The organism is Thalassovita aquimarina (genome assembly GCF_018219815.1).
Classification (GTDB): Bacteria; Pseudomonadota; Alphaproteobacteria; order Rhodobacterales; family Rhodobacteraceae; genus Thalassobius; species Thalassobius aquimarinus.
The window spans coordinates 70,270-93,886 of the sequence record NZ_JADMKU010000012.1 but is presented as its reverse complement, the minus strand read 5'-3'; the positions used below and the strand labels follow the sequence as shown (position 1 = coordinate 93,886).

Here is a 23,617-nt window from a genome sequence, read left to right as displayed (position 1 = left end):
TTGGGTTGTTTAACTCCGCTTACCAAGAAAGCAATTTCTCTTGACTCATATCAGTCGGGATGCTTTCAGAAGTTAAACTTAAGGGTGTATTTTATACTTTATATTCCAATCCTATTACCTTTGATAGTCGGATCGACTTTGGCGTTTGGAATGTTGGATGATGGTTCGGACCTCGACAACGCCGAGGACGAACGCACCGATGTACGAGAAACCACAATGGTGGTGCCTGAGGATGACAATATCGCGACCTTTGAAGACAACGAAGGCCTGCATGACGATCTGACGGGGACTTCCACGTTTGACATTGTCGATTTGGGAGACGGTGATGATTACGCTCTGACCGGCGATGGAAATGATTTCATTTTGGGCGGTGCCGGGCAGGACAGTATCGATGGCGGCTTGGGAGAAGACACCATTCACGGCGGTGCCGGAGATGACTTTCTCGGTGGCGGCGACGGTGACGGAAGCGATTGGATACGCGGTGGCGAAGGTAACGATGTGATCAATCTTGGCGCAGGTTTGGACAGCAACGGCGCCGACATCGAAGACTATGAAATGGTTCTTCTCGAAGATCCTGAAAATTCGGCGACCTATCTTGCGCAGATGCAGGCCGAAATAGAGGATTCAGATGCAGGAAACGACACGATCTCGGGTGGGGCTCACGATGACGAGATCAGCGATTTTCTTGGCTCCAATCTGATCAACGGTCAGCAGGGATCGGACACGATCGTCGGGCTGGACCTGTATGAAACTGAAGGTACACCCGACACATTGCTGGGCGGGCACAACGATGACACCCTGATTGGTGACGATGGTGACGTGATGAGCGGCGGTCTCGATACTGACCGCTTCATCGTGTATCAGTCGGTAGGAAATGCCGCGGTCACCATCACCGATTTCGACCCCGTCAGCGAAATCCTTCTCGTTGCCGGCGACTACGATACCTCGGTTACACTCAGCTTCAGCGCCAACGGAGATCACGCGCAGGTGATGGCCGGCGACACGGTTCTGGCCACGCTGGAAAACGTTTCGGTATCCGATTTGTCGTCGGACAACGTCATGTATGAATCGGAAACGCAGGCCACACCGTAATCGGTACAGAAGGAGATAACACGCTCCACACCGATGAATTCGCCAATGACACTCGATCCTTGGCGACGACACTGTCTTGCTCGGAAGTGGAAATAATGCCATCGACCTGGATGATGGCGACGATGTCATGATGGTCGCAAGCTGACCGCAATTCGATACAGTCTCATTTAAATCGGCCGGACTGCCCTGACGGGTACTGCATCTGCACCGCCCCGACCACATTTCCTGTTGCCACCGGCGTCCCAGCCGGGCCTTTTCATGTAACTAGGCCGCATAAATCAGGGAGCGACAGATGACGGAACAGATGGTCAGTATCGAACGCGCAGAAACACAGCACGGGCGACGCATCGCCATCGTCCGCTTTGACACCGGCGCCAAGGCGAACGCTCTGTCGCAGGAACTGATGCGTCAACTCACCGCCGCGGCGCGCAGTTTCGAAGGCGACGCGGACACCAGCGCCATCATCCTGACCGGCCGGGCCGACCGGTTCTGCCTCGGCATGGATCTGAAGGACCCCGAATTTCAGGGCGCGCGGGACCTGCCGCTGAACGAACGCCGTCAGTTGCTGCAGCTTGGCCCGCGCATGTGCAGCGCCTGGGAAGACCTGGAACCGATGACCATCTGCGCCATCGAAGGCTGGTGCGTCGGTGGCGGCGTGGCTTTGGCGGCATCGCTGGATCTGCGGGTCTGCGGCCGGTCTTCGCAATTCTACATCCCCGAGATCGAACGTGGTCTGAACATGGGCTGGGGATCGCTGCCCCGCATCGCGGGTCTGATCGGCCCCGCCCGTGCCAAACGGCTTGCCATCGTGGCGGAACAGATCGGCGCGGGCGAGGCGGCGGACTGGGGCTGGGCGGATTACGTCGCCGAGGACGGAAAGGTCGTGGAAACGGCCCTGTCGGTTGCCGAACAGATCGCGGCAATGCCGCCCGTCGCAGTACGGATGATCAAGCAGGGCATCGAAACCGCCACGAAACCGCTCAACGGCGCCGTCAGTGCGATGGACATGGATCAGTTTGCCCTGATGCAATCTTCCGAAGACCACGCCGAGGGCGTGGCATCCTTTCTCGAAGGGAGAGAAGCGAAATTCACCGGGAACTGATCAAAAATGCACCAGTCCGGGTGCATATTGCCGCACAAGTCCTGTTCACCCATGGGGCTGTCCACCTGCCCAGCTGGCGAATACATTCGTCTCAGTTGATATGATTTCCTCGGCAAAGGCCCAAAATGACCACTCTTCCCACCTATTTCATTTCCCACGGGGGCGGTCCGTGGCCGTGGATTCCGCAGATGGCGGCGGATTTGGAACCATTGGCGGCCTCGTTCCGCGCCATGCCCGGCGAAATCGGTCAGACGCCGAAGGCCGTGCTGATGATCTCGGGCCATTGGGAAAGCGATGAATTCGCCGTCATGCATTCGGCCCGGCCGCCGATGGTCTATGATTATTACAACTTCCCGCCCGAAACCTATGAAATCCAGTACCCCGCCCCCGGCGCGCCGGAACTGGCCGAGGGCGTGGCGCATATGATCCATGCCGCCGGCCTGCCGACGCGGCTGGATGATGAATACGGTTACGACCACGGCACCTTCGTTCCGATGGCCGTGATGTATCCTCGGGCCGATGTGCCACTGTTCCAGGTTTCGATGCGGCACAATTACGACCCCGAGGAGCATTTCGCACTGGGTCGCGCGCTGGCGCCACTGCGTGATCGCGGCGTGCTGATCGTCGGATCGGGGCTGAGCTTCCATAACCTGCGCATGTTCGGCCCGGCAGCCAGGGAACCTTCGACCGTGTTCGACGGCTGGCTGACCGAAACGCTGGCCCTGCCCCCGGCGGACCGCACCGCCGCTTTGCTGGAATGGGAAAAGGCACCGCAGGCCCGCACCTGCCACGAAAAGGAAGATCACCTGGTGCCGCTTTTCGCCGCCCTCGGCGCCGCCGAAAACGATCCCGCCACCCGGACCTATCACCAGACCGGCATTCGCGGCGGCGTGACCGCATCGAGCTTCCGCTTCGGCTGATCCCCGGTTTGACCGGGATCAACGCGCGCGCCCCGCGCTGCTGGCAGGCTGGCCCCATTCACAGGATAAAGGCCATGACATGCGCGCAATGGTATTCGAAAAACCGGGACAGCGGCTGCGGCTGAGCGAAATGGACTTGCCGCACTCCGCCGACGGGCAAGTGCGGATCAGGGTCGAAGCCTGCGGCGTCTGCCGGACCGACCTGCACATCGTCGACGGCGAACTGGACCATCCCAAACTGCCGCTCGTCCCCGGGCACGAAATCGTCGGCCGCGTCGATGCGCTTGGTCCGGGTGTTTCCGGCCTTGCCCTTGGACAGAGGGTCGGCGTGCCCTGGCTGGGCCATGCCTGCGGCCATTGCTACTACTGCGACCACGGCCGGGAAAACCTCTGCGACGACCCGCTGTTCACCGGCTACACGATCAATGGTGGCTATGCCGAATACTGCCTGGCCCATACCGATTTCGTCTTTGCCCTGCCCGATGACGCCGATCCGGTCGCGCTGGCGCCGCTGCTGTGCGCCGGGCTGATCGGCTATCGCAGTTTCGCACAAGCGGGCGAGGTCGATCGGCTCGGTCTCTACGGATTTGGCGCTGCGGCGCATATCCTGTGCCAGATCGCGGTCTGGCAGGGGATCGAGGTCTTTGCCTTCACCAGCGACGGCGACGCGCAGGCACAGGATTTCGCCCGCAGGCTGGGCGCAAGATGGGCCGGCGGATCATCCCAGCCGTCACCGATAGAACTGGACGCTACGATCCTGTTTGCCCCCGTCGGCGCACTGGTCCCGCTGGCGCTGAAGGCAGTGCGCAAGGGCGGCAGAGTGGTCTGCGGCGGCATCCACATGAGCGACATTCCGGGCTTCCCCTATGCCGATCTGTGGGGCGAACGCGAAATCCGATCGGTCGCCAACCTGACCCGCGCCGATGGCGAAGCGTTCTTCCCGCTGGCACAGCAGGCCGGGGTCAAGACCGAAACCATCCCCTACCCGCTGGAACGGGCTAACGAGGCGCTGGACGACCTGCGCGCCGGGCGGCTGCAGGGGGCGGCGGTGCTGGTGCCGTGACCAGTCCTTGACGAAATCACGTGCGTCATGGCTCCCGAGATGCCATGCTCGCCAATGCAACAATAGGGAGGTTGCCAATGCGTCCGGCAGATCAACTCGCCCAGTTCGTCGCCGAAGCCCTGAAGGAAGGGCGATCGCGCGCGGAAATCGCCGCTGCCCTGCAACAGGCCGGCTGGGCGCAAAACGAAGTGACCGAGGCGTTGAACGCATGGGCCGATACCGGTTTCATTCCGCCGGTGCCGCGCCCGCGCCCCTATGTGTCGGCTCGCGAAGCGTTCCTTTACGGGCTGATGTTCCTGGCCCTTGCGATGACCGCGTGGAACATCACCACGCTCGGCTTCGAACTGATCGAACTCTGGCTGCCCGACATCGCGGACAGCTACTCGCGCTACAATGTCGGCACGGTACGCTGGTCGATTTCCGTGCTGGTGGTATTTTTCCCGCTGTTCCTGGTGATGAACACCCGCGCTCAACGCGCCGCCCATGCCGATCCCGGCAAGCGCCGCTCGGCGGTACGCAAATGGTTCGGCTACATCGCCCTTTTCCTGGCCGCTCTGACCCTGCTGGGCGACCTGATCGCGGTGATCTATGCGCTGCTCAGCGGCGACCTCACCGCGCGGTTCTTTGCCAAGGCGGTTCTTGTGGCGCTGACCGCCGGGCTGATCTTCCTGTATTTCAGCGGCGAAACGAGGGAGGCCGAGAATGCAAGCTGACAGGCTGGCACAGACCGCGCTGGCCGCGCTTGTTGCGGGGCTGGTGGTATTTGGCCTGCTGACGGTGGGCGGCCCCGGCAAGGGGCGGATAGAAAAACGCGACGATACGCGGATGTCTGATCTGCTCGTCCTCAGCAGCTACGTCCGCTGCGTTGCCGACACCCAGGGCAAAACCCTGCCCGCCTCTCTGGCCCCGGTGGATACATGCCAGCGCGACCTGCGGCTAACCGATCCCTATACCGACACGCCCTATCGCTACGAACGCGTCTCGGACACGGCCTACCGGCTTTGCGCCGGGTTCGAAGACCCCGACTGGATAATCGAAACCCGTGGCGCGGATATCGACCGCGCCACGGGCTGCTTGCAGTACACCTATACGCCCTGAGGCGATCAGATCCCCGACTTGATGCTTTCGTCGAGATAGATTTCGCGCAGACGCGTGGCAACCGGGCCGGGTTCGCCCGCGCCGACCTTGGCGCCGTCGATTTCCACCACCGGCATCACGAAGGTCGAGGCCGAAGTGACAAAGGCCTCATCCGCATCCTGTGCTTCCGCTATGGTGAAGGGGCGTTCCTCGACTTCCATCTGTGCTTCACGGGCGAATCGCAGCACCGCCGCGCGGGTGATCCCGTGCAGGATGTCGCTGGACAGGTTGCGGGTGATGATCTTGCCGTCCTTGACGATATAGGCGTTGTTCGACGTGCCTTCGGTCACATGGCCGTCCTCGACCAGCCAGGCATCGTCGCAGCCTTCCTTCTTGGCCGCCATCTTGCCCATCGAGGGGTACAGCAGCTGCACCGTCTTGATGTCGCGGCGGCCCCAGCGGATATCCTCGATCGAGATGACCTTGATGCCCTTTTTCGCTACCGGATTATCGGCCAGGCCGGGCTTTGACTGGGTGAACAGGACCAGCGTCGGCTTCACCACTTCCGGGTCGGGGAAGACGAAATCGCGGTCGCCGGCCGATCCGCGCGACACCTGCAGGTAGATCATGCCCTCGTCGATCCCGTTCAGTTCCACCAGCTTGCGGTGGATATCCAGCAGGTCGTCGAAGGCTTCGGGCTTTTCCATTTCCAGTTCGTTCAGCGACCGTTCCAGCCGCGCCAGGTGGCCGTCGAAGTCGATCAGCTTGCCCTCCAGCACGCTGGTCACTTCGTAAACGCCGTCGGCCATCAGGAAGGACCGGTCGAAGATCGAAACCGTAGCTTCGGTTTCGGGCAGGTACTCACCGTTAACGTAAACGGTACGGGTCATGGGCGGTCTCCTTCTATCCCCACAAGGCCGCGACGGGCGGGTGCACGCCGTCGGCATCGTATTGCAATGCGTTGTCGCGGTCTTCGGCCAGAAGAAGCGGCCCGTCAAGGTCCGTCACCATCGCGCCTTGTGCCACCAGCACCGCGGGCGCCATCGCCAGCGAACTGCCGACCATGCAGCCGACCATGACCTTGTAGCCCTCCGCCAGCGCCTCGTCGCGCAGCATCAAGGCCTCGGTCAGACCGCCGGTCTTGTCCAGCTTGATGTTGACCACGTCGTATTTGCCCTTCAGCCCGGGCAGCGACGCGCGGTCATGACAGCTTTCATCGGCACAGACCGGCACCGGACGCACCATCCCGAGCAGCGCGTCGTCCTGCGCCGCCGGAAGCGGCTGTTCGACCAGGGCCACGCCCAGCCGCACTAGGTGCGGCGCCAGGTCCTTGTAAACCTCGGCGCTCCAGCCCTCGTTGGCATCGATGATAATCTTGGACTTGGGCGCCCCGGCCCGTACCGCTTCAAGCCGCGGCATGTCGTCGGGCGTGCCCAGCTTGATCTTCAGCAGCGGCCGGAAGGCGTTCTTCTCGGCCTGCGCCCGCATCGCATCGGGTTCGTCCAGCGACAGGGTGTAGGCGGTGATCTCCGGCCCCGGCGCAGGCAATCCGGCCAGTTCCCAGACCCGCTTGCCCGCGCGTTTGGCTTCCCAGTCCCACAGGGCGCAATCGACCGCGTTGCGCGCGGCCCCGGCCGGCAGCAGCTTCTGCAGGGCGGCGCGGCTGACATCCGACGGCAGGCCGAGGATTTCCTCGGTCACGCTGCCGAGCGTTTCGTCATAGCGCGCGTAAGGCACGCATTCGCCCCAACCGATCACGCCGTCGCGGGTCACCTTCACCGTCAGAACCTGCGCCTCGGTCCGTGCGCCCCGGCTGATCCGGAACACCTGAGCCAGTGGAAACACATCTCTTTCAACGGTGATCGTCACGCGCCCATCCCCTTTTCATCGTTCTTCAAATGCTCGCAAAACGGCCGGAGCGCCAACACGGCACCCCGGCCCCTGTTTCAATCAGATCGCCGCCAGCGCGTCCACCAGCTTGGCCGCGCCAAACCGGAACGGGTCGGTTGCCGGCAGGCCCAGATCGGCCTCGACCTTCGCAACATAGGCCTTGGCGTCTTCCTCGCTCATGTGCTGGGTGTTGATCGCGTAGCCGACCACCTTGGCATCCGGGTTGGCGACCTGCGCCAGCGAGGTCGCCATGTCGCGCACCGCCTCGAGCGTCGGCAGCTTGTAGCCCGGCAGCCCGCGCATGTGTTCGCGGGTCGGTTCGTGGCAAACGATCAGGGCGTCGGGCTGGCCGCCGTGGATCAGCGCCATGGTGACGCCGGAATAGGACACGTGGAATAGGCTGCCCTGCCCTTCGATGATGTCCCAGTGGTCGGCGTCGTTGTCGGGGGTGATGTATTCGATCGACCCGGCCATGAAATCAGCCACCACCGCATCCAGCGGCACGCCGTCGCCGGTGATCAGGATCCCGGTCTGTCCGGTGGCGCGGAAATCGGCCTTCATGCCGCGCGCGCGCATTTCCTTTTCCAGGCACAGCGCGGTGTACATCTTGCCCACCGAACAATCGGTGCCGACGGCCAGCACCCGCATGCCGGTCCGCTTGACGCCGTTGGCGATCGGGTAGTCCACTTCCGGCACCCGCACATCGTGCAATTCCCGCCCGGTCGCTTCGGCCACCGCGACAAGGTCGGCTTCGTCGCGCAGCAGGTTGTGCAGCCCGCTGGCGAGGTCGAAGCCTTCCTCCAGCGCCGTCACCAGCACCTTTTTCCAGGCCGGACTGATCACGCCGCCCCGGTTCGCGACACCGATCACCAGCGTCTTGGCGCCGGCCGCCTTGGCCTCTTCCAGCGTCATGTCGGTCAGGCCCATATCGGCCTTGCAGCCCTCCATGCGGAACTGGCCGATGGCGAATTCCGGGCGCCAGTCCTTGATGCCCTGCGCCACTTTCGCGGCCAGTTGGTCGGGGGCATCGCCCAGGAACAGAAGATAGGGAGTCTGGATCATCGTTTCGGCCTCTCATTCACTTGTTAAACTCCATTGTCGGGGTTCGCGACGGGATTGCTTTGCGAAATTTGCGGTGCAGCACGGCGTTACAGAAGATTTTTGCATGAATTGAAAATAATTCGAAGATTATCCCGTGATGACAGACAACACCGACATTATCCACCATCCCGGCAGCGGATTTGCCGCAACTGCAAAATGACCTTGCGAAAGCGCGCGCAATTTCATAACCCTCAGGGCGACGAATTCGAAATTTAGTTACTCAAAGGATGACGCCATGAGTTTCCGCATTCAGCCCGCCGCGCCTGCCCGCCCGAACCGCTGCCAGCTGTTCGGCCCGGCCTCCAACACCAAGCTGTTCGCCAAGATGGCGGCCTCGGCGGCGGACGTGATCAATATCGACCTGGAAGATTCGGTCGCCCCTTCGGACAAGGATATGGCCCGAGCCAACGCGATCGAGGCGATCAACACCGTCGACTGGGGCAACAAGCATCTCTCGGTGCGGATCAACGGGCTCGACACGCCCTATTGGTACCGCGACGTGGTCGACCTTCTGGAACAGTGCGGCGACCGGCTCGACCAGATCATGATCCCGAAAGTGGGCTGCGCCGAGGACGTCTACGCGGTCGACGCGCTGGTCACCGCGATCGAGCGCGCCAAGGGCCGGACCAAGCCGATCAGCTTCGAGGTGATCATCGAATCGGCCGCCGGCATCGCCCATGTCGAAGCGATCGCCGCGTCCTCGCCGCGGCTGCAGGCGATGAGCCTTGGCGCCGCCGATTTCGCCGCCTCGATGGGGATGCAGACCACCGGCATCGGCGGCACCCAGGAAAACTACTACATGCTGCACGACGGCGCGAAACACTGGTCCGACCCGTGGCACTGGGCCCAGGCGGCCATCGTCGCCGCCTGCCGCACCCACGGCATCCTGCCTGTCGATGGCCCGTTCGGCGACTTCTCCGACGACGAAGGCTTCATCGCGCAGGCGAAACGCTCCGCCACCCTGGGCATGGTCGGCAAATGGGCGATCCACCCGAAACAGATCGCGCTGGCCAACCAGGTCTTCACCCCGTCCGAGGAAGCCGTCACCGAGGCGCGCGAAATCCTCGCCGCGATGGAAGACGCCAAGGCCAAGGGCGAAGGCGCCACCGTCTACAAGGGCCGGCTGGTCGACATCGCCAGCATCAAGCAGGCCGAGGTCATCGTCGCCCAGGCCGACCTGATCGCCAACAGCTGACCCACGCATCAGAAGCGGCGCCCCCCTTCCCGGGCCGCCGCTTCCCGCTTCTTCTTTTCAAAAATATCCCGGGGGAGTCGCGCAGGGCGCGACGGGGGCAGCGCTCCCTCTGCTTCGCCTCGGGGCGAAGCGCATCAAGCGTGGCGCAGCCACACAATCAAATCAGACCCGAATGGAATCAGGACCGGTCGCCCCCCCGTCCCTTTCAGCCCGGCCCGGAAGTCCGACAACGCCTCCGGATACAGGCGTTCCACCGTTTCCTCGCTTAACCGCGCGCCCTTCGCATTCCAGCAACTCAGCCCGTCAGCGCCCTGCAGCAGGAACGCCACGGGCGTTTTTTCGCCGCAAATGAACATCCCTCGCCCCAGCGCGCCACAGCGCACCTGCCGCGTACTGATGGCCGCCACGCGCCCTTGGGGCAGTTGAATGATCTCGATATCGTAATCCGTCATCGCATCGGCCCGAAAACGCGCCAGACAAAGCGCAGGATAGGCGGCAACAGCGTGATCGGCGTGATCCGCAAGGCCGCCCGCAATTGCCCGTCAAGACAGGCAGTATCGAAATCGGGCGCCAATGCGATCGTCACCCCCCGCCGCGCGGGCAGGCCATAGAGGATCGGCGACAGCATCCCGAAGACCGTGCCGGTATCGGCGGGATCGCCAAGTCCGAACCGGCCCTGCAGGCGGAACTCCTCAAACCTGATCTGCCGCAGCAACCCCCGCAGCAGCACCGGGAATTCCCCCGCCAGGCGCACCGACCCCTTTCCCGTCCGCCCCTTGCGGCGCTTCGGTTTCTTCCTGGCCTTCTTCTTGCGCGGCTTTCTGGGCCTTGCGCTGTCATAGACCACCAGCCCGGGCGCCATTCCGCCCATCAGGCCGATGGTGACGCGCAGACGCGCCACCGCGCCGGCCTCGCCGGTCAGCGCGATACGCAGCGGCAACGCGGCCAGCAGCACGATCGCCGTCAGCAGCGCCAGCACGCCCCAGACCAGAATCTGCAGCGCCAGCCACAGGATCACGGTCACGCCTCGTCGTCAGCCTTGCCCTGCCCGGACAGCTTCGCCCCCGCGACCTTGGCCGCGGCTTCGCCGAGGACTTCGGCCACATTGGACATTGCCCCCTTCACGGCCTCGACGCGCGCGCCGTTGGCGTCGAACACGATGGCGCCCACGGGCTTGATGCCGCCGCCCGCTCCGGTCCCGGCACCGCCGCCAGATTTCGCGTCGGACCCGCTGCCGGCCCCAAAGCCGAAGCCATAGCTGACGATCGGGATCACCGTCGCGCCGTCGCGCTCGATCGGATCGCCCAGCACGTTGCGCGCATTCAACAGCTTGTCGAGTTCCTCGACCGTTCCCTTCAATAGCTTTTCAACATCTTGCATCTGAAATCTCCCGTCGCGGGACAATCCCGCCGCCCGAGGTTTCGCGCCTGAAAGGGCGCGCGGCCATGATCTGGATCACGGACGGGCGCGGGATCGGGGCGATTCGCCGGGAATCCGTTCAGGCGCGTTCGTCCTTGGGCGACCCCATCACCACATAGGTCGTGATCGAATTCACCTGCGGCAGGGTGCCCAGAACGTCGGTGTGGAAGCGCTTGAAATCGGCAAGGTCGCGCGCCTCCACCCGCAGCAGGTATTCGATGCTGCCGGTAATATTGTGGCACTCGCGCACCTCCGGCGACCGGGCCACCGACCGCTCGAACGCTTCCTGGCTGTCCTTGGTGTGCAGGTTCAGCCCGACCGCGATATAGGCGGTGAACCCGCCGCCCCGCGCTGCCGGGTCGATCACCGCGCGATAGCCCTTGATCACACCGCTGCGTTCCAGTTCCTGCACTCGGCGCAGACAGGCCGAGGGCGACAGCCCGACCCGTTCGGCCAGGTCCAGGTTGCTGATCCGCCCGTTCCGGGACAGCTCGCACAATATCTTTTGGTTTATATCGTCATTCTTCGTCATCAGTTGCAAAATTAGACCAACAGCACACGAAAACGCAATTACACTGCGGGCAAATCGAAATAATTCTTCTTCATGACTTACGAATTACTCACCGGCCTTGCCGCCTTCGCCTTCGCCTCCTCGATCACGCCGGGGCCCAACAACATGATGTTGCTGGCCTCGGGCGCCAATTTCGGCTTTCGCCGTTCGATCCCGCATATGCTGGGTATCGCCATCGGGTTCACCTTGATGATCGTGCTGGTCGGCATCGGCCTGATCGGCCTGTTCGACGCCTTCCCGCTCAGCCATGCGATCCTCAAATTCGCAGGTGTCGGCTATCTGCTTTGGCTGGCCTGGAAAATCGCCAATGCCGGCATGCCCGAAGCAGGCAGCAACGCCCGCCCGATGAATTTCGTGCAAGCGGCGGCGTTCCAATGGGTCAATCCCAAGGCCTGGCAAATGGCGCTGACCGCGATCACGCTTTACGCGCCGGACCGGTCGGTCTGGGCAATCGGTATCGTGGCGGCGATCTTCGGGCTGATCAACCTGCCCTCGGTCAGCACATGGACGGTACTGGGCCAGCAGATGCAAAGGGTGTTGTCCTCGCCGCTCAGGCTGCGCAGCTTCAACGTCGTGATGGCGCTGTTGCTGGTGGCCTCGCTGGTCCCGGTGCTTTACCCTGCCGCGTCGTGACCCTGACCCTGCTCCATACCGCCGCGGCCCACCGCGCCACCTTCGACCGCCTGCGCGACCGTATCGCGCCGGGGACGCAGTTGGACCATGTCGTGCGCGAAGACTGGCTGATCCGGGCACAAGGCGGCATTGACGACGACCTGGCGCGGGAAATCACCGCAGCGACCATGGCGGCGGGCGGCCCGGTGCTGTGCAGCTGCACCACGCTGGGGCCACTGGCCGAAGCCGCCGGTGCGTTGCGCATCGATCAGCCGATGATGCAGATCGCGGCGCAAACCGGTGGCAAGGTGCTGATGGCCTACTGCCTGAAATCGACCGAAACGCCGAGCCTGTCGCTGCTGCAGCGCGAAATGGACAGGGCAGGAAATGACAGCGGGATAGAGCCGCTGTTTCTTGGCCATCATTGGCCGCTTTTCGAAGCCGGTGAAGCCGACGAATTCGCCGATGCCATCGCGGCTTCTGTTCGCGGCGCGGCCACAATGTGCGACGACCTCGGCGCGGTGGTGCTGGCGCAGGCACCGATGGCGGCGGCGGCGGACCGGCTGACCGATCTGGGCCTGCCGGTTCTCAGTTCGCCAGAAACGGCACTCGGCGCGGCACTGGAGCGCGTCAGGCAGGCTTGACCGGCTGGCGCAAGATCGTCTTCAGCTTCTCCGGCGCCACCCGGCACGGATCGGACAGGTAGATTTCGTGATGATGCCCACCAAAGGTCAGCCCCATTCCCGGCATCGCCTCGTGATGCAGGTCGGCCAGCACCGGCGCCTCGTCGGCATAAGACCCGACATGCAATGCCTGCAGGCAATCGCCCTCCTCGTAGCGCCACAACCCGACCGCCTCGACATGATCCGCATCGGTGGCGGCATCCTTATCCTTGGCCAGTTTCGCCAGCACCTTGGCCCGCGCCGCATTCAGCATCTCCTCGCTCACACCCTCCGGCATCCGCAGCATCGCCTTCCAGCGCCAATTCGCCCGGTCGCCCCTGACGAAAGCGTCCATGTCATCGGCCCACCACAATGCTTCCAGCGGCGGCACCACGAAATCCTGCCCCGCCGCCTTGCACGCGAACTTGATCGCATAGGCCACCGGATAAAGCGCGGCGACCGCGGCGGTGTATTCCGCCCCGCCCGGATCGCCCTGCCCTTCGACCGCCAGGAACAGCATCGCCGGTATCACGACCCGGTCCCATCGCCCGGTCTTGCCGCTATAAAACGCCTTGTCGGTTTTTTTGAAATCCAACTTATCCATCCTGATCCTCCGCCAGCGCCATGCGTATCCGTCCCATTGAACCCCACCGGGCCGACCGCCGCCTTGCGCCCGATCAACAAGCATTGCCAGTTGCATCTGGCCCCAGTCACAGCCATATAACCTGCTAATCAAGGCTGGAGAGTGACACGCGATGACCAACTACCTCGATTTTGAACGCCCGCTTGCCGAAATCGAAGGCAAGGCCGAAGAACTGCGCGCCATGGCGCGGCAGAACGAGGAGATGGATATCGAAGCGGAAGCCGCCGCTCTGGACAAGAAAGCGGCTGACCTGCTCAAGGATCTCTACAAGAACCTGACGCCCTGGCGCAAATGCCAGGTCGCGCGCCATGCCGACCGTCCCCATTGCAAGGACTACATCGAGGCACTGTTCACCGATTACACGCCGCTGGCGGGCGACCGGAACTTCGCCGACGATCACGCGGTGATGGGCGGGCTGGCGCGGTTCAACGACAAGCCGGTGATCGTGCTGGGCCAGGAAAAGGGCCATGACACCAAAAGCCGGATCGAACGTAATTTCGGCATGGCCCGGCCCGAAGGGTATCGCAAGGCGGTGCGGCTGATGGAAATGGCGGAAAAATTCGGCCTGCCGGTGATCACCCTGGTCGACACCTCGGGTGCCTATCCCGGCAAGGGGGCCGAGGAACGCGGCCAGTCCGAGGCGATCGCGCGCTCGACCGAAAAATGCCTGCAGATCGGCGTGCCGGTGATTTCGGTGATCATCGGCGAAGGCGGGTCCGGCGGCGCCGTTGCCTTTGCCACCGCCGACCGGCTGGCGATGCTGGAACATTCGGTCTATTCGGTGATTAGCCCCGAAGGCTGCGCCTCGATCCTGTGGAAGGACGCGGGCAAGATGCGCGAAGCGGCCGAAGCGCTGCGCCTTACCGCGCAGGACCTGAACAAACTGGGCGTCGCGGACCATGTCATCGACGAACCTCTTGGCGGCGCGCATCGCGACCGCGAGGCGACGATGCAGTCGGTGGGCGACGCGATCCAGAAGATGCTGGGCGAACTGTCCGGCCGGTCGGCAAAGAAGCTGGTCGCGGATCGGCGCAAAAAATTCCTCGACATGGGATCGAAGGGTCTGGCGGCCTGAGGCGAGCTTTCCCGAAACGGATACGGCAGCAAGGTCCGATGCGAATTTTGCCCCCCTTCCGCCGAACCGCTTTTACGGCAATAGTCGTTTCATGATCGAGAAACTGGAAATGTTCATCTCGCTGGCGCGCGAACAGCATTTCGGCCGCGCCGCCGAAAGCTGCGGCGTAACCCAGCCCAGCCTGTCGGCCGCCATCAAGCAGCTCGAGGACCAGCTTGGCGTTATGCTGGTTTATCGCGGATCACGATTTCAGGGTCTGACACCTGAAGGTCAGCGGGTGCTGGACTGGGCGCGCCAGATCGTCGGCGACACCCGAACCATGAAAGAAGAAATGCGCGCCGCCAGGCAGGGCCTGTCGGGCAACCTGCGGCTGGCCGCGATTCCCACCGCACTCAACCTGATAGCCGAACTGACGGCGGAATTCGTCCAACGCCATCCCAAGGTTCGCTTCACCATCCTGTCGCGCACCTCGGTCGAAATCCTGTCGATGCTGGAAAACCTGCAGATCGACGCCGGGCTGACCTATCTGGATAATGAACCGCTGGGCCGGGTGTCCACGGTGCCGATCTACTCCGAACGTTACGCGCTGATCCTGCGGCGCGATCACCCGCTGGCGGATCGCGACCGGATCGATTGGGGCGAACTGAGCGAACTGCCGCTTTGCCTGCTGACCCCCGACATGCAGAACCGCCGGATCATATCCCAGCACCTGTCCGAAGCCGGAGCCGAGGTGACCCCGATGATCGAATCCTCGTCGCTGATCGTTCTGGTGGCCCATGTGCGCCAGGGCGGCTGGGCGACTATCCTGCCGCTGAAGGCGGCAGAAATCTTTCTCGAGGGGGGGGAACTGGCGGCGGTGCCCATCGCCGCGCCCGAGGCACACCACCGCGTCGGGCTTATCGCGCCCCACCGCGAACCCCACACGCCGGTCCTGGCGGCGCTGCTGGCGCAGGCCGCGTCGTTGTCGGGACGGTTTCAGGACTGACAGGGGCAGCTTGAGCCTACACCGCCTCCCGGATCACACCCACTTGGCCATCGGCGGCAGGCTCATCAGAACCGCATTCGCGTCGTGGCCGGTTTCCAGCCCGAATTTCGTGCCCCGATCGTAAACCAGATTGTATTCGGCATAGAGCCCGCGATGGATCAGCTGAGTATCCTTGTCGGCCTCGGTCCAGGGCGTGTTGCGGCGCTTTTCGGTGATCGGCACGAAGGCGGGCAGGAAGGCCCGGCCGACATCCTGAATGAAGGCGAAATCCGCCTCCCAGTCACCGGTGTTGTGGTCGTCGAGGAAGATGCCGCCGACACCACGTGCCCGCTTGCGGTGGGGGATATAGAAATATTCGTCCGCCCAGGCCTTGAAGCGCGGGTAATATTCCGGGTCGTGCCTGTCGCAATGTTCCTTCTGCACGGCATGGAAATGCGCCGTGTCCTCAGGATATTCGATGCAGGGGTTCAGGTCGGATCCGCCGCCGAACCACCAGGCATGGGGGGTCCAGAACATCCGCGTGTTCATGTGAACGGCGGGCGTGTGCGGGTTCTGCATGTGCGCGACCAGCGAAATGCCCGAGGCCCAGAACCGCGGATCGTCCTTCATCCCCGGAATGCCCTTGCGCGCGGCCATCGCCGCCTGTGCGCGTTCGCCCAGTTCACCGTAAACAGTCGACACGTTAACGCCTACCTTTTCGAACACCCGGCCGCCGCGCATGACGCTCATCAAGCCGCCGCCGGCATCCGACCCGTCCGCCGATTCCCGCTTGGTTTCGGTTACTTCGAACCGGCCCGCCGGCCGGTCGGCGAAGGGGCCTTCGGTCTGGCTGTCTTCCAGCGCCTCGAAGGCGGCGACGATATCGTCACGCAGCTGCCGGAACCAGGCGCTGGCGCGCTGTTTTTCTTCTGTGAACACTTCGGTCATGACATCCTCACCCTGTCTTTGGCGCAGGTTTAGCAGCCCGCGCGGGCGGCGACCACTGTCACGATGGCGCAGGGATCAATGCGCCGAGGCCGAAACCGGATCGATCAGGGTGCGACCGCCATCTATGGTCATGATCTGCCCGGTCATGAAGCCCGACGCTTCCGACGCCAGGTACTGCGCCGCATGGGTCAGTTCGGTCGGCGCCGCGATCCGGCCCAGCGGCGTGTGTTGTTCGATCTCGCTGCGGTAATCGGTGTGATCGCGCAACGTGTCCTTCAGGCTGTTCGACATCACCGACCCGAAGGCCAGCCCGTTGACGCGAATCCGGTGCGGTGCCAGCGCGACGGCCAATGACCGGGTCATCTGATCCAATGCGGCGGTCGACACCGAATAGGCCAACAGGTCGGGCGAGGTGCGCCGCGCTGCGATGCAGGACAGATTGACGATGGTGCCGGCGGTGCCTTCGCCGTTGCCATTGGCCTGCTTGATCATCCGCTTGGCGACCAACTGCGACAGCCGCAAAGAGGTCAGCAGGTTCTGCTGCAACATGGTTTCGACCGCGTCGTCATCGGCGTTCAGGGGATCGGCAGCGATGATCTGTCGCGAGGCGTTGATCAGGATATCGACACTGTCGAACGCATCCAGCGTCGCCGACAACAGGTTCACGAGGGTCAGCTTTTCCCGCAGATCGCCTGCGAAATAGCGATGGGCCTTGCCCTCTTCGTTCGGGCCCAGTTCCTTGACGAGATTGCCCTCGTCCATATCCGCGAATATCACATTCGCGCCCTTGTCGAGGAAATGCCGGCCGATGGCCAGGCCGATCCCATTGGCGCCACCGGTCACAATGGCTGTCTTTCCCGAAATGGCAAAGCTCATGCGTAAAGCTCCTGAAATCTGATGGCTATGGGTACCGGGTCTATCGTGACTTACGGGACGGCCGCCGGGCGTAGAGCACCTTGAAGCGGTTGTCCCCGTCCACTTCTTTCACATCGGCGAACAGCTCGGCAAGAGTCGTTTCGTAGGCAAGGTGACGGTTCGCCACCAGCCACAACTCGCCATGTGCGGCCAGATTACGGGCCGCGGCGGCAATGAAGGCCCGGCCCAAATCGGGTTCCGCGGTGCGGCCGGTATGGAAAGGCGGGTTCATCACCACCCCGTCGAGCTTGCGGTCCGACCGCCATGTGGTGGCATCGGCCCAATGGAATTGCACCCGCTCGTCGTCCAGATTCGCGCGCGCGCACTCCAGCGCCGCATAATCGGCCTCGACCAGAGCCAGCGATTTGACCCCCGCGCGTTGCAGCACGGCGCGCGACAGATACCCCCACCCCGCGCCCAGATCGGCCAGATGTCCCGACAATTTCTCGGGCAGGGCGCTAGCCAGCAATTTCGAGGCCGGGTCGATCCCGTCGGCGGAAAACACACCGGGCCGGGTGATGAAACCGTCCTCGATCACGGACGGTTCCGACGCGGCCCAATCCTCGAATCCCGAACCGGCGGCGAACCAGAACAGCTTGCCATGCGCCTTGGAAAGAACCGAAAGCACCTCGGCCCGTTTGCGCACTTCCTTCAGCAGGCTGTCGACGCCATCGGTTTTCTGCCCGTCGATCACCACCGGCCCCTCTGTCAGCGCTGCCGCCTCGGCGATCATCGCACGTGCCAATTGCTTGGCGCGCGGCAGGAATACGATGCTGGCGGCATAGCGGCCTTCGGCCTGCGTGGCACAGTCGAATCCCTGCGCCGTGAACCGGTCGTAATCGGGTTTGAAACCCGTCACGATCTGGCAACGCGCCTTCGGCAAGTCGGAGATGTCGGTATCGGCACGCGGCGCGAAAACGCCAATCCTGCCTTCGGCGATGTCCAGACCGGCCTCAAGGGCCAGGGCGAGGCGCGGATGGCTCATCGGTGGGCCTCGCGAAGCTGGGACAGGATCATTCCTTTTCCATCGTACATTGCAGCGGGTGCTGATGGCGGCGGGCGAAATCCATCACCTGGGTCACCTTGGTTTCCGCGATTTCGTGACTGAAAACGCCGACCACCGCCAGCCCCTTCTTGTGGACCGTCAGCATGATTTCAAAGGCCTGCGCGTGGTTCATCCCGAAAAACCGTTCCAGAACGTGAACAACGAATTCCATCGGCGTGTAATCGTCGTTCAGCAGCATCACCTTGTACAGCGGAGGGCGCTTGGTCTTGGGCCGGGTCTGCAGCGCGATGGACGCATCGGAATCGTCGTCGTTCTTGTCAGACATTGTGACGGGCCAGTCGATCATGAGCTCGCTTCTTCGGTTTTCGCGGTTGAGGCTTAGAACGGTCTATATAACCTGTGTATTGGATTAGGAAAGAGGTCTGCCGCTGGCAGAAGGAAAACTTGGCCGGAAAACTTACGACAATAGGCTTCGATGCGGACGATACGCTTTGGCATAATGAGCGGTTTTTCCGCATCACGCAGGAGCGATTCGCCGACCTTCTGGACGATTTCGCTGACCCCGACCACCTGATGGAACGCCTTCTCGAGGCGGAAAAGCGCAATATTCGCCATTACGGATTCGGGATCAAAGGTTTCGTCCTGTCGATGATCGAAACCGCCCTCGACGTGACCGAAAACCGCGCGCCCGGCCCGGTCATCCGGGCGCTGATCGATGCCGGTCAGGACATGCTGCAGCACCCGATCGAACTGCTGCCGCACGCGCGCGAAGCGGTCGAAGCGCTGGCCGACAGCCACCGCGTGATCCTGATCACCAAGGGCGACCTGATCGATCAGGAACGCAAGCTGGCGCAATCGGGTCTGGGGGACCTGTTCGACGGGATTGAAATCGTGTCGAACAAGACGCCAGAGGTCTATGCCGAGATCTTCACCCGCCTGGGCGACGGCCCCGCATCCGGGCTGATGGCGGGCAACTCGATGAAATCCGACGTGGTGCCGATGGTCGAAGCGGGCGGTTGGGGCGTTTACGTGCCGCACGGGTTGGTCTGGGAAATCGAACGGGCCGAGGCGCCGGAACAGTCGGACAGGTATCAGGCAATCGACGATCTGGGCGCCCTGACCGCGCTGGTGAAACGGATCGAAGAGGGCTGACGGCGTTTGCAGCGCGGTAGAGCCGGGCAGCGCCTTGATCCCGCCACCTATATGTACAAGTAACTGATCCCGGTTTCCGTCTGATCCGCCCGCGCGCCCCGCGCGGCGCCAATACCGCCCTGGTTGAAAAAATCTTCCCGCCGCGATGGCATGTGTTGGGGGTCCGAAACGCCATCCCCCAAGATTTGCCTCTTTGTCGGGCAGCATCCCCGGTTCGTCAAAAAAACGGTCAAAACCCAACTAAATGATAGCTTTATTCGTGAAAACTCATGTGTTAGCCTGAATTCAACCAAACGACGTCAGACCGGAAAACCGGCGGCGCAGAGGCAGTAAAGGCAGTGATCGTGAAGGATCGGCAGTGGAAGCCGGCCCGCTTGGGCCTGCTGGTATTCGCACTCATCTGGATATTGGCCATCGTGCCGCTCAGCGCGCGCGCCGCACCCTATGCGGCGATGGTGATCGACGCGCGTTCGGGCGAAGTCCTGCATTCGCGCAACGCTGATCAGCGCCTTCACCCGGCTTCCCTGACCAAGATGATGACGCTCTATATCGCCTTTGAGGCGATCGAGCACGGCGAAATCAGCCTCGACACCAAGGTCCGCATCACGAAGAAAGCCGCCGCCGAACCTCCTTCGAAACTGGGGCTGGTGGCCGGGCAGCGGATCAAGCTGCGTTACCTGATCCGTGCCGCGGCGGTGAAATCGGCCAATGACGCCGCCACCGCCATCGGCATCGCGATTTCGGGTTCCGAAGCGGCCTTCGCCCGCCGGATGAACCGCACTGCCAAGGCCCTTGGCATGACCCGGACCACCTTCAAGAACGCCAACGGGCTGACGGAATCGGGCCACCTGTCCACCGCCCGGGACATGACGACGCTGGGCCGGCACCTGTTTTTCGACTTCCCGGAATATTACAACCTGTTTTCGCGCCGATCGACCGATGCCGGCATGCGTCAGGTCAACAACACCAACCGCCGTTTCCTGAACGCCTACAAGGGCGCCGACGGCATCAAGACCGGCTATACCCGCGCCGCAGGGTTCAACCTCGTCGCCTCGGCGCGGCGTGGCGACGAACGGATCATCGCCACGGTTTTCGGTGGCCGGTCCACCGCGACCCGCAACGCCAAGGTCGCCGAATTGCTGGATCTGGGGTTCCGCCGCGCCCCGAGCCGGGTGGCAGTACGAAAACCGCAACGGCCAATCTATGTCGGCAACAGTCCCGCGCCGGGAACGGCTGGCAAAACCATTCGCCTGGTAACGGCGGTGAAGAAAAGTCTGCGCCCCCGGCCGCGTCCCGGCGAAGCGTCCCAGCCGCCGGTCCTGCTTGCTTTGAAGGATGACATAAACAGCGCGCTGGCCGAAGTAGCGATCACCTCGGACACCCCCGCGGTCACTCCAAGGATGCGGCCCGAAGAGGTGGTCCTTGCCAAAGCCGACAATACGCCGGCGGTCGAGGAAACCCTGGCCCGCCAGTCCAGCCGCAGCGAACCCGAAGTCGTGACCCGCGTCAGCACCTCGGGTGGACGGCACTGGGGCATCAATATCGGCCGCTTCCCCAGCCGCTATGCCGCCGAGCGACAGTTGCTGAAAGTCGCCCTGACGGAAATGAGCACGCTGGACGGCGGCCTGCGCAAGGTGGTCAATCGCAAGAACGGCTATGACGCCAATTTCCTTGGCCTGACCCGCGACAGCGCCGATCTGGCCTGCCGCCGCCTGCAGGCGCGGAAAGTGACCTGCTTCATGATCGGGCCGGGCTGAGGCAGGGTTCCCAGATCGGTTCAGCCTCTGCGCGCGACACGAAAAAAACCCCACGGAAACGGGCCGCGGGGTTTTCTTTTTGGATGGTCTTCCGGGCCGTTCAGGGCTTGGGATGATCGTCCCAGTCGCCGTTCAGAATCCGCTGCGCGTTTCCGTCCGGGTCGTCATACTGATCGCTCTTGACTGTGTAGATGAAAAACAAAAGCCCCACGCCGCCAAGGATCAGCGAGATCGGGATCAGGTAGGACAGGACTGACATCGGCTTTACCTCAGGCGCAACGCGTTCAGGGAAACTGTAATGGAACTGGCCGACATAGCCAAGGCCGCGACCAGCGGCGTGGCAAGCCCGATGACCGCGATCGGCACCGCGATCACGTTGTAGATCGTCGCTATGCGGAAGTTTTCGCGAATACGGCGGGTCGCGGACCGTGCGGTTGCCACCGCGTCTGCAATCGGGCTCAGATCGCCGCCCAGCAGCACGATGTCCGACGCCACCCGCGCCGCGTCAAGCGCCGAAGCGGGAGAGATCGATACATGCGCCTCGGTCAGTGCCGCGGTGTCGTTCAACCCGTCACCCACCATCAGAACATGCCTGCCTTCAGCGCGCATCGCGGCGATGCGCGCTGCCTTGTCGCTGGGCAGCGCCTCGGCCATCCATTGCCGGATGCCCAGCCGGCCTGCCATCTTTTCCACCGCGCCCGAAGCGTCGCCGGAAATCAGGATCACGTCCTTGCCGCTGTCCTGCAGAGCCTTGACCGCCTCTTCCGCCCCCTCGCGCAGACGGTCGGCGAAGCGGAAGGGTATCGGTTCCTCGCCCTCGACGGCCAGCCACGCGGTGGTTTGCGACAGCGACGGCGCGCCGACCCATGCACCGCGGCCCAGACGCACGCGGCGCCCCTGCCAACGGCCTTCGGTGCCGTAACCTGGCACCTCGGTCAGGCTTTCGATTGCGGCCGGCTTCACCCCCTCTGCCTTCACCGTGTTGGTCAGTGACACCGACAGCGGATGCGCGCTGCCCTGCGCCAGCGCCAACGCGATTTCCAGATCGCGGGTCGCGTGGTCCCCCATGTTGGTCAGTTCCGGCGTACCCGCGGTCAGCGTGCCTGTCTTGTCGAAGACGACCGTGTCGACCTGCGCCAGACGTTCCAGCGCGGTGGAATGCTTGATCAGCATCCCCTTGCGGAACAACCGCCCGGACGCGGCTGTGGTCACCGCCGGCACGGCCAGCCCAAGGGCACAGGGGCAGGTGATGATCAGAACGGCGGCGGCGATGTTGAGCGCGGTACGCACATCCCAGCTGTAGAGGTACCAGCCGACGAAGCTGAGCGCCGACAGGATATGCACCCCCGGCGCATACAGCTTCGCGGCCTTGTCCGCCAGCGAGGTGTAGCGCGACCGGCCCGATTCCGCGATGGCGACCAGATCGGCCATCCGGTGCAGCGAGGTGTCCTTGCCCACCGCCGTTGCGCGGATCGTCAGGGGGCCGGTCAGGTTGACCTCGCCCGCCGACACCGCCTGCCCCGCCGCGGCAAATACCGGCACTGTTTCCCCGGTCAGCAGCGACCTGTCGATTTCCGAGGTGCCCTCGACGATTTCGCCGTCCACCGGCATCCGTCCGCCCGGCCGCACCATGATCAGGTCGCACACGACCAGCTCCGACACCGGCACCTGCTTTTCCTCGCCCTCGCGCAGCAGGAAGGCGCGCGGCACTTCCAGCGCCGCCAGTTCCTCGGCCGCCGAACGTGCAATCGCCCGGGTGCGGTGATCCAGATAACGCCCGGCCAGCAGGAAGAAGGTCAGCGTCAAGGCCGCGTCGAAATAGGCGTGTTCGCCCGACAGCGAGGTTTCCCAGAGCGACGTCACCACCGCCAGCGCGATCGCCAGGACGATCGGCACGTCCATGTTCAGCCGCCCGTTTCTCAGCGCGCTCCAGGCGTTGCGGAAAAACGGCTGGCCGGAAAACACGATGGTGGGCAGCGCGATCGCCGCCGAAATCCAGTGAAACAGGTCGCGCGTCGCCGCTTCGGCGCCGGACCAGACCGACACCGACAGCAGCATCACGTTCATCGAGGCGAATCCCGCCACCGCCAGCCGCATCAGCAAATCGCGCCCGGCCTTGTCGGCCTTCGTCGCCGACAAGGCACCGGCATCCAGTTCGTGCGCCTCGTATCCGATCCCCGAAAGCACCCCGATCAGATCCTGCGGCATCACGTCGTGATCGGCCTCCACGCTGGCGCGTTTCAGCGACAGGTTCACCCGCGCCGAATGCACGCCGGGATGATCCGCCAGCGCGCTTTCCACCGCCGAGATACAGGCCCCGCAATGCACCGCCGGCACCGACAGGGAAATCTGAGCATCTTTCAACTCTTCGCGTTCCGCCAGGGCTTCCGCCGCCGGAGCGGCGAGGCAGGCCGGGCAGGCCGAAGGGGGTGGGCGCATGGCGGTGGTCATCG

27 protein-coding genes are annotated in these 23,617 nt (G+C 63.4%); 13 read left to right on the top strand and 14 right to left on the bottom strand.

Annotation, left to right across the window (positions count from 1 at the left end):
• Window positions 1-150 precede the first annotated feature (150 nt).
• The 6 genes from IT775_RS13820 to IT775_RS13795 all read left to right on the top strand — a co-directional run bounded on the left by IT775_RS13820 (window position 151) and on the right by IT775_RS13795 (window position 5,275).
• The gene (locus IT775_RS13820) at window positions 151-1,092 is read left to right on the top strand and encodes a calcium-binding protein (RefSeq protein ID WP_212701705.1); all 942 of its coding nucleotides are present in this window, start codon (window positions 151-153) and stop codon (window positions 1,090-1,092) included.
• 292 nt (window positions 1,093-1,384) lie between these two features.
• Window positions 1,385-2,194, top strand: a complete 810-nt coding sequence (locus tag IT775_RS13815; protein WP_212701704.1) for an enoyl-CoA hydratase/isomerase family protein — start codon at window positions 1,385-1,387, stop codon at window positions 2,192-2,194.
• A 125-nt stretch (window positions 2,195-2,319) separates the two neighbouring features.
• On the top strand, window positions 2,320-3,114 hold the full coding sequence (locus tag IT775_RS13810) for a DODA-type extradiol aromatic ring-opening family dioxygenase (RefSeq protein WP_212701703.1): 795 nt from the start codon (window positions 2,320-2,322) through the stop codon (window positions 3,112-3,114).
• Between the two features lie 79 nt (window positions 3,115-3,193).
• Window positions 3,194-4,177 (top strand): zinc-dependent alcohol dehydrogenase family protein, encoded by a 984-nt coding sequence (locus tag IT775_RS13805; protein ID WP_212701702.1) that lies wholly within the window; start codon window positions 3,194-3,196, stop codon window positions 4,175-4,177.
• 77 nt (window positions 4,178-4,254) lie between these two features.
• Window positions 4,255-4,890: a DUF5671 domain-containing protein gene (locus tag IT775_RS13800; RefSeq protein WP_212701701.1), complete on the top strand. Its 636-nt coding sequence runs from the start codon at window positions 4,255-4,257 to the stop codon at window positions 4,888-4,890.
• Window positions 4,880-5,275 carry a hypothetical protein gene (locus tag IT775_RS13795; protein ID WP_212701700.1) on the top strand — a complete coding sequence of 132 codons (396 nt, stop codon included), beginning with the start codon at window positions 4,880-4,882 and terminating at the stop codon, window positions 5,273-5,275. Before IT775_RS13800 ends, IT775_RS13795 begins: the two co-directional genes overlap by 11 nt.
• A gap of 5 nt (window positions 5,276-5,280) precedes the next feature.
• Here IT775_RS13795 and IT775_RS13790 read toward each other — a convergent pair whose 3' ends face one another.
• From IT775_RS13790 to dgcN, 3 genes are all read right to left on the bottom strand, one after another.
• On the bottom strand, window positions 5,281-6,144 hold the full coding sequence (locus IT775_RS13790; protein ID WP_212701699.1) for a D-amino-acid transaminase: 864 nt from the start codon (window positions 6,142-6,144) through the stop codon (window positions 5,281-5,283).
• A gap of 13 nt (window positions 6,145-6,157) precedes the next feature.
• Entirely contained in the window at window positions 6,158-7,123 is a 966-nt protein-coding gene (dgcA, locus tag IT775_RS13785; RefSeq protein WP_212701698.1) for an N-acetyl-D-Glu racemase DgcA, read from the bottom strand.
• Window positions 7,124-7,204: 81 nt separating this feature from the next.
• On the bottom strand, window positions 7,205-8,206 hold the full coding sequence (gene dgcN / locus IT775_RS13780) for an N-acetyltransferase DgcN (RefSeq protein ID WP_212701697.1): 1,002 nt from the start codon (window positions 8,204-8,206) through the stop codon (window positions 7,205-7,207).
• A 274-nt stretch (window positions 8,207-8,480) separates the two neighbouring features.
• On the opposite strand from dgcN, the gene IT775_RS13775 reads away from it, so the two are divergent.
• On the top strand, window positions 8,481-9,440 hold the full coding sequence (locus tag IT775_RS13775; RefSeq protein ID WP_212701696.1) for an HpcH/HpaI aldolase/citrate lyase family protein: 960 nt from the start codon (window positions 8,481-8,483) through the stop codon (window positions 9,438-9,440).
• A gap of 134 nt (window positions 9,441-9,574) precedes the next feature.
• On the opposite strand, the gene IT775_RS13770 is transcribed toward IT775_RS13775, so the two are convergent.
• The 4 genes from IT775_RS13770 to IT775_RS13755 form a co-directional block, all read right to left on the bottom strand.
• Window positions 9,575-9,892 (bottom strand): hypothetical protein, encoded by a 318-nt coding sequence (locus tag IT775_RS13770; RefSeq protein ID WP_212701695.1) that lies wholly within the window; start codon window positions 9,890-9,892, stop codon window positions 9,575-9,577.
• Window positions 9,889-10,464: a DUF2953 domain-containing protein gene (locus IT775_RS21465; RefSeq protein ID WP_212701694.1), complete on the bottom strand. Its 576-nt coding sequence runs from the start codon at window positions 10,462-10,464 to the stop codon at window positions 9,889-9,891. The genes IT775_RS13770 and IT775_RS21465 overlap by 4 nt, the downstream gene beginning before the upstream one ends.
• Window positions 10,461-10,820 (bottom strand): GerW family sporulation protein, encoded by a 360-nt coding sequence (locus IT775_RS13760; RefSeq protein WP_212701693.1) that lies wholly within the window; start codon window positions 10,818-10,820, stop codon window positions 10,461-10,463. The genes IT775_RS21465 and IT775_RS13760 overlap by 4 nt, the downstream gene beginning before the upstream one ends.
• A 118-nt stretch (window positions 10,821-10,938) precedes the next feature.
• Window positions 10,939-11,391: an Lrp/AsnC family transcriptional regulator gene (locus IT775_RS13755; RefSeq protein WP_212701692.1), complete on the bottom strand. Its 453-nt coding sequence runs from the start codon at window positions 11,389-11,391 to the stop codon at window positions 10,939-10,941.
• Window positions 11,392-11,463: 72 nt separating this feature from the next.
• On the opposite strand from IT775_RS13755, the gene IT775_RS13750 reads away from it, so the two are divergent.
• Both IT775_RS13750 and IT775_RS13745 read left to right on the top strand, forming a co-directional pair.
• Window positions 11,464-12,063 carry a LysE family translocator gene (locus IT775_RS13750; protein ID WP_212701691.1) on the top strand — a complete coding sequence of 200 codons (600 nt, stop codon included), beginning with the start codon at window positions 11,464-11,466 and terminating at the stop codon, window positions 12,061-12,063.
• On the top strand, window positions 12,060-12,686 hold the full coding sequence (locus IT775_RS13745; RefSeq protein WP_212701690.1) for a hypothetical protein: 627 nt from the start codon (window positions 12,060-12,062) through the stop codon (window positions 12,684-12,686). The genes IT775_RS13750 and IT775_RS13745 overlap by 4 nt, the downstream gene beginning before the upstream one ends.
• Here IT775_RS13745 and IT775_RS13740 read toward each other — a convergent pair.
• Window positions 12,673-13,308, bottom strand: coding sequence for a GyrI-like domain-containing protein (locus tag IT775_RS13740; RefSeq protein ID WP_212701689.1), 636 nt, complete (start codon window positions 13,306-13,308; stop codon window positions 12,673-12,675). The two genes, IT775_RS13745 and IT775_RS13740, sit on opposite strands and share 14 nt — an antisense overlap.
• Window positions 13,309-13,459: 151 nt before the next feature.
• On the opposite strand from IT775_RS13740, the gene IT775_RS13735 reads away from it, so the two are divergent.
• Together IT775_RS13735 and IT775_RS13730 are read left to right on the top strand one after the other, a co-directional pair.
• A complete protein-coding gene (locus IT775_RS13735) occupies window positions 13,460-14,422 on the top strand; it encodes an acetyl-CoA carboxylase carboxyltransferase subunit alpha (RefSeq protein ID WP_212701688.1) in 963 nt (320 codons plus the stop codon).
• 91 nt (window positions 14,423-14,513) lie between these two features.
• On the top strand, window positions 14,514-15,407 hold the full coding sequence (locus IT775_RS13730; protein WP_212701687.1) for a LysR family transcriptional regulator: 894 nt from the start codon (window positions 14,514-14,516) through the stop codon (window positions 15,405-15,407).
• 33 nt (window positions 15,408-15,440) lie between these two features.
• Here IT775_RS13730 and hemF read toward each other — a convergent pair whose 3' ends face one another.
• The 4 genes from hemF to clpS form a co-directional block, all read right to left on the bottom strand.
• Window positions 15,441-16,334 (bottom strand): oxygen-dependent coproporphyrinogen oxidase, encoded by an 894-nt coding sequence (gene hemF / locus IT775_RS13725; RefSeq protein ID WP_212701686.1) that lies wholly within the window; start codon window positions 16,332-16,334, stop codon window positions 15,441-15,443.
• 75 nt (window positions 16,335-16,409) lie between these two features.
• Window positions 16,410-17,210, bottom strand: coding sequence for an SDR family NAD(P)-dependent oxidoreductase (locus IT775_RS13720; protein WP_212701685.1), 801 nt, complete (start codon window positions 17,208-17,210; stop codon window positions 16,410-16,412).
• A 40-nt stretch (window positions 17,211-17,250) separates the two neighbouring features.
• The gene (locus tag IT775_RS13715; RefSeq protein ID WP_212701684.1) at window positions 17,251-18,234 is read right to left on the bottom strand and encodes a class I SAM-dependent methyltransferase; all 984 of its coding nucleotides are present in this window, start codon (window positions 18,232-18,234) and stop codon (window positions 17,251-17,253) included.
• Between the two features lie 28 nt (window positions 18,235-18,262).
• Window positions 18,263-18,601: an ATP-dependent Clp protease adapter ClpS gene (gene clpS, locus IT775_RS13710; RefSeq protein WP_212701683.1), complete on the bottom strand. Its 339-nt coding sequence runs from the start codon at window positions 18,599-18,601 to the stop codon at window positions 18,263-18,265.
• A 98-nt stretch (window positions 18,602-18,699) separates the two neighbouring features.
• Between clpS and IT775_RS13705 the strand changes: the two genes are divergently transcribed.
• Window positions 18,700-19,407 (top strand): HAD family hydrolase, encoded by a 708-nt coding sequence (locus IT775_RS13705; RefSeq protein WP_212701682.1) that lies wholly within the window; start codon window positions 18,700-18,702, stop codon window positions 19,405-19,407.
• A gap of 344 nt (window positions 19,408-19,751) precedes the next feature.
• Entirely contained in the window at window positions 19,752-21,164 is a 1,413-nt protein-coding gene (locus IT775_RS13700; RefSeq protein WP_212701736.1) for a D-alanyl-D-alanine carboxypeptidase family protein, read from the top strand.
• 100 nt (window positions 21,165-21,264) lie between these two features.
• Here IT775_RS13700 and ccoS read toward each other — a convergent pair whose 3' ends face one another.
• Both ccoS and IT775_RS13690 read right to left on the bottom strand, forming a co-directional pair.
• The gene (gene ccoS, locus IT775_RS13695) at window positions 21,265-21,423 is read right to left on the bottom strand and encodes a cbb3-type cytochrome oxidase assembly protein CcoS (protein ID WP_212701681.1); all 159 of its coding nucleotides are present in this window, start codon (window positions 21,421-21,423) and stop codon (window positions 21,265-21,267) included.
• Between the two features lie 5 nt (window positions 21,424-21,428).
• Window positions 21,429-23,615, bottom strand: coding sequence for a heavy metal translocating P-type ATPase (locus IT775_RS13690; RefSeq protein WP_212701680.1), 2,187 nt, complete (start codon window positions 23,613-23,615; stop codon window positions 21,429-21,431).
• Between the last annotated feature and the right edge of the window lie 2 nt (window positions 23,616-23,617).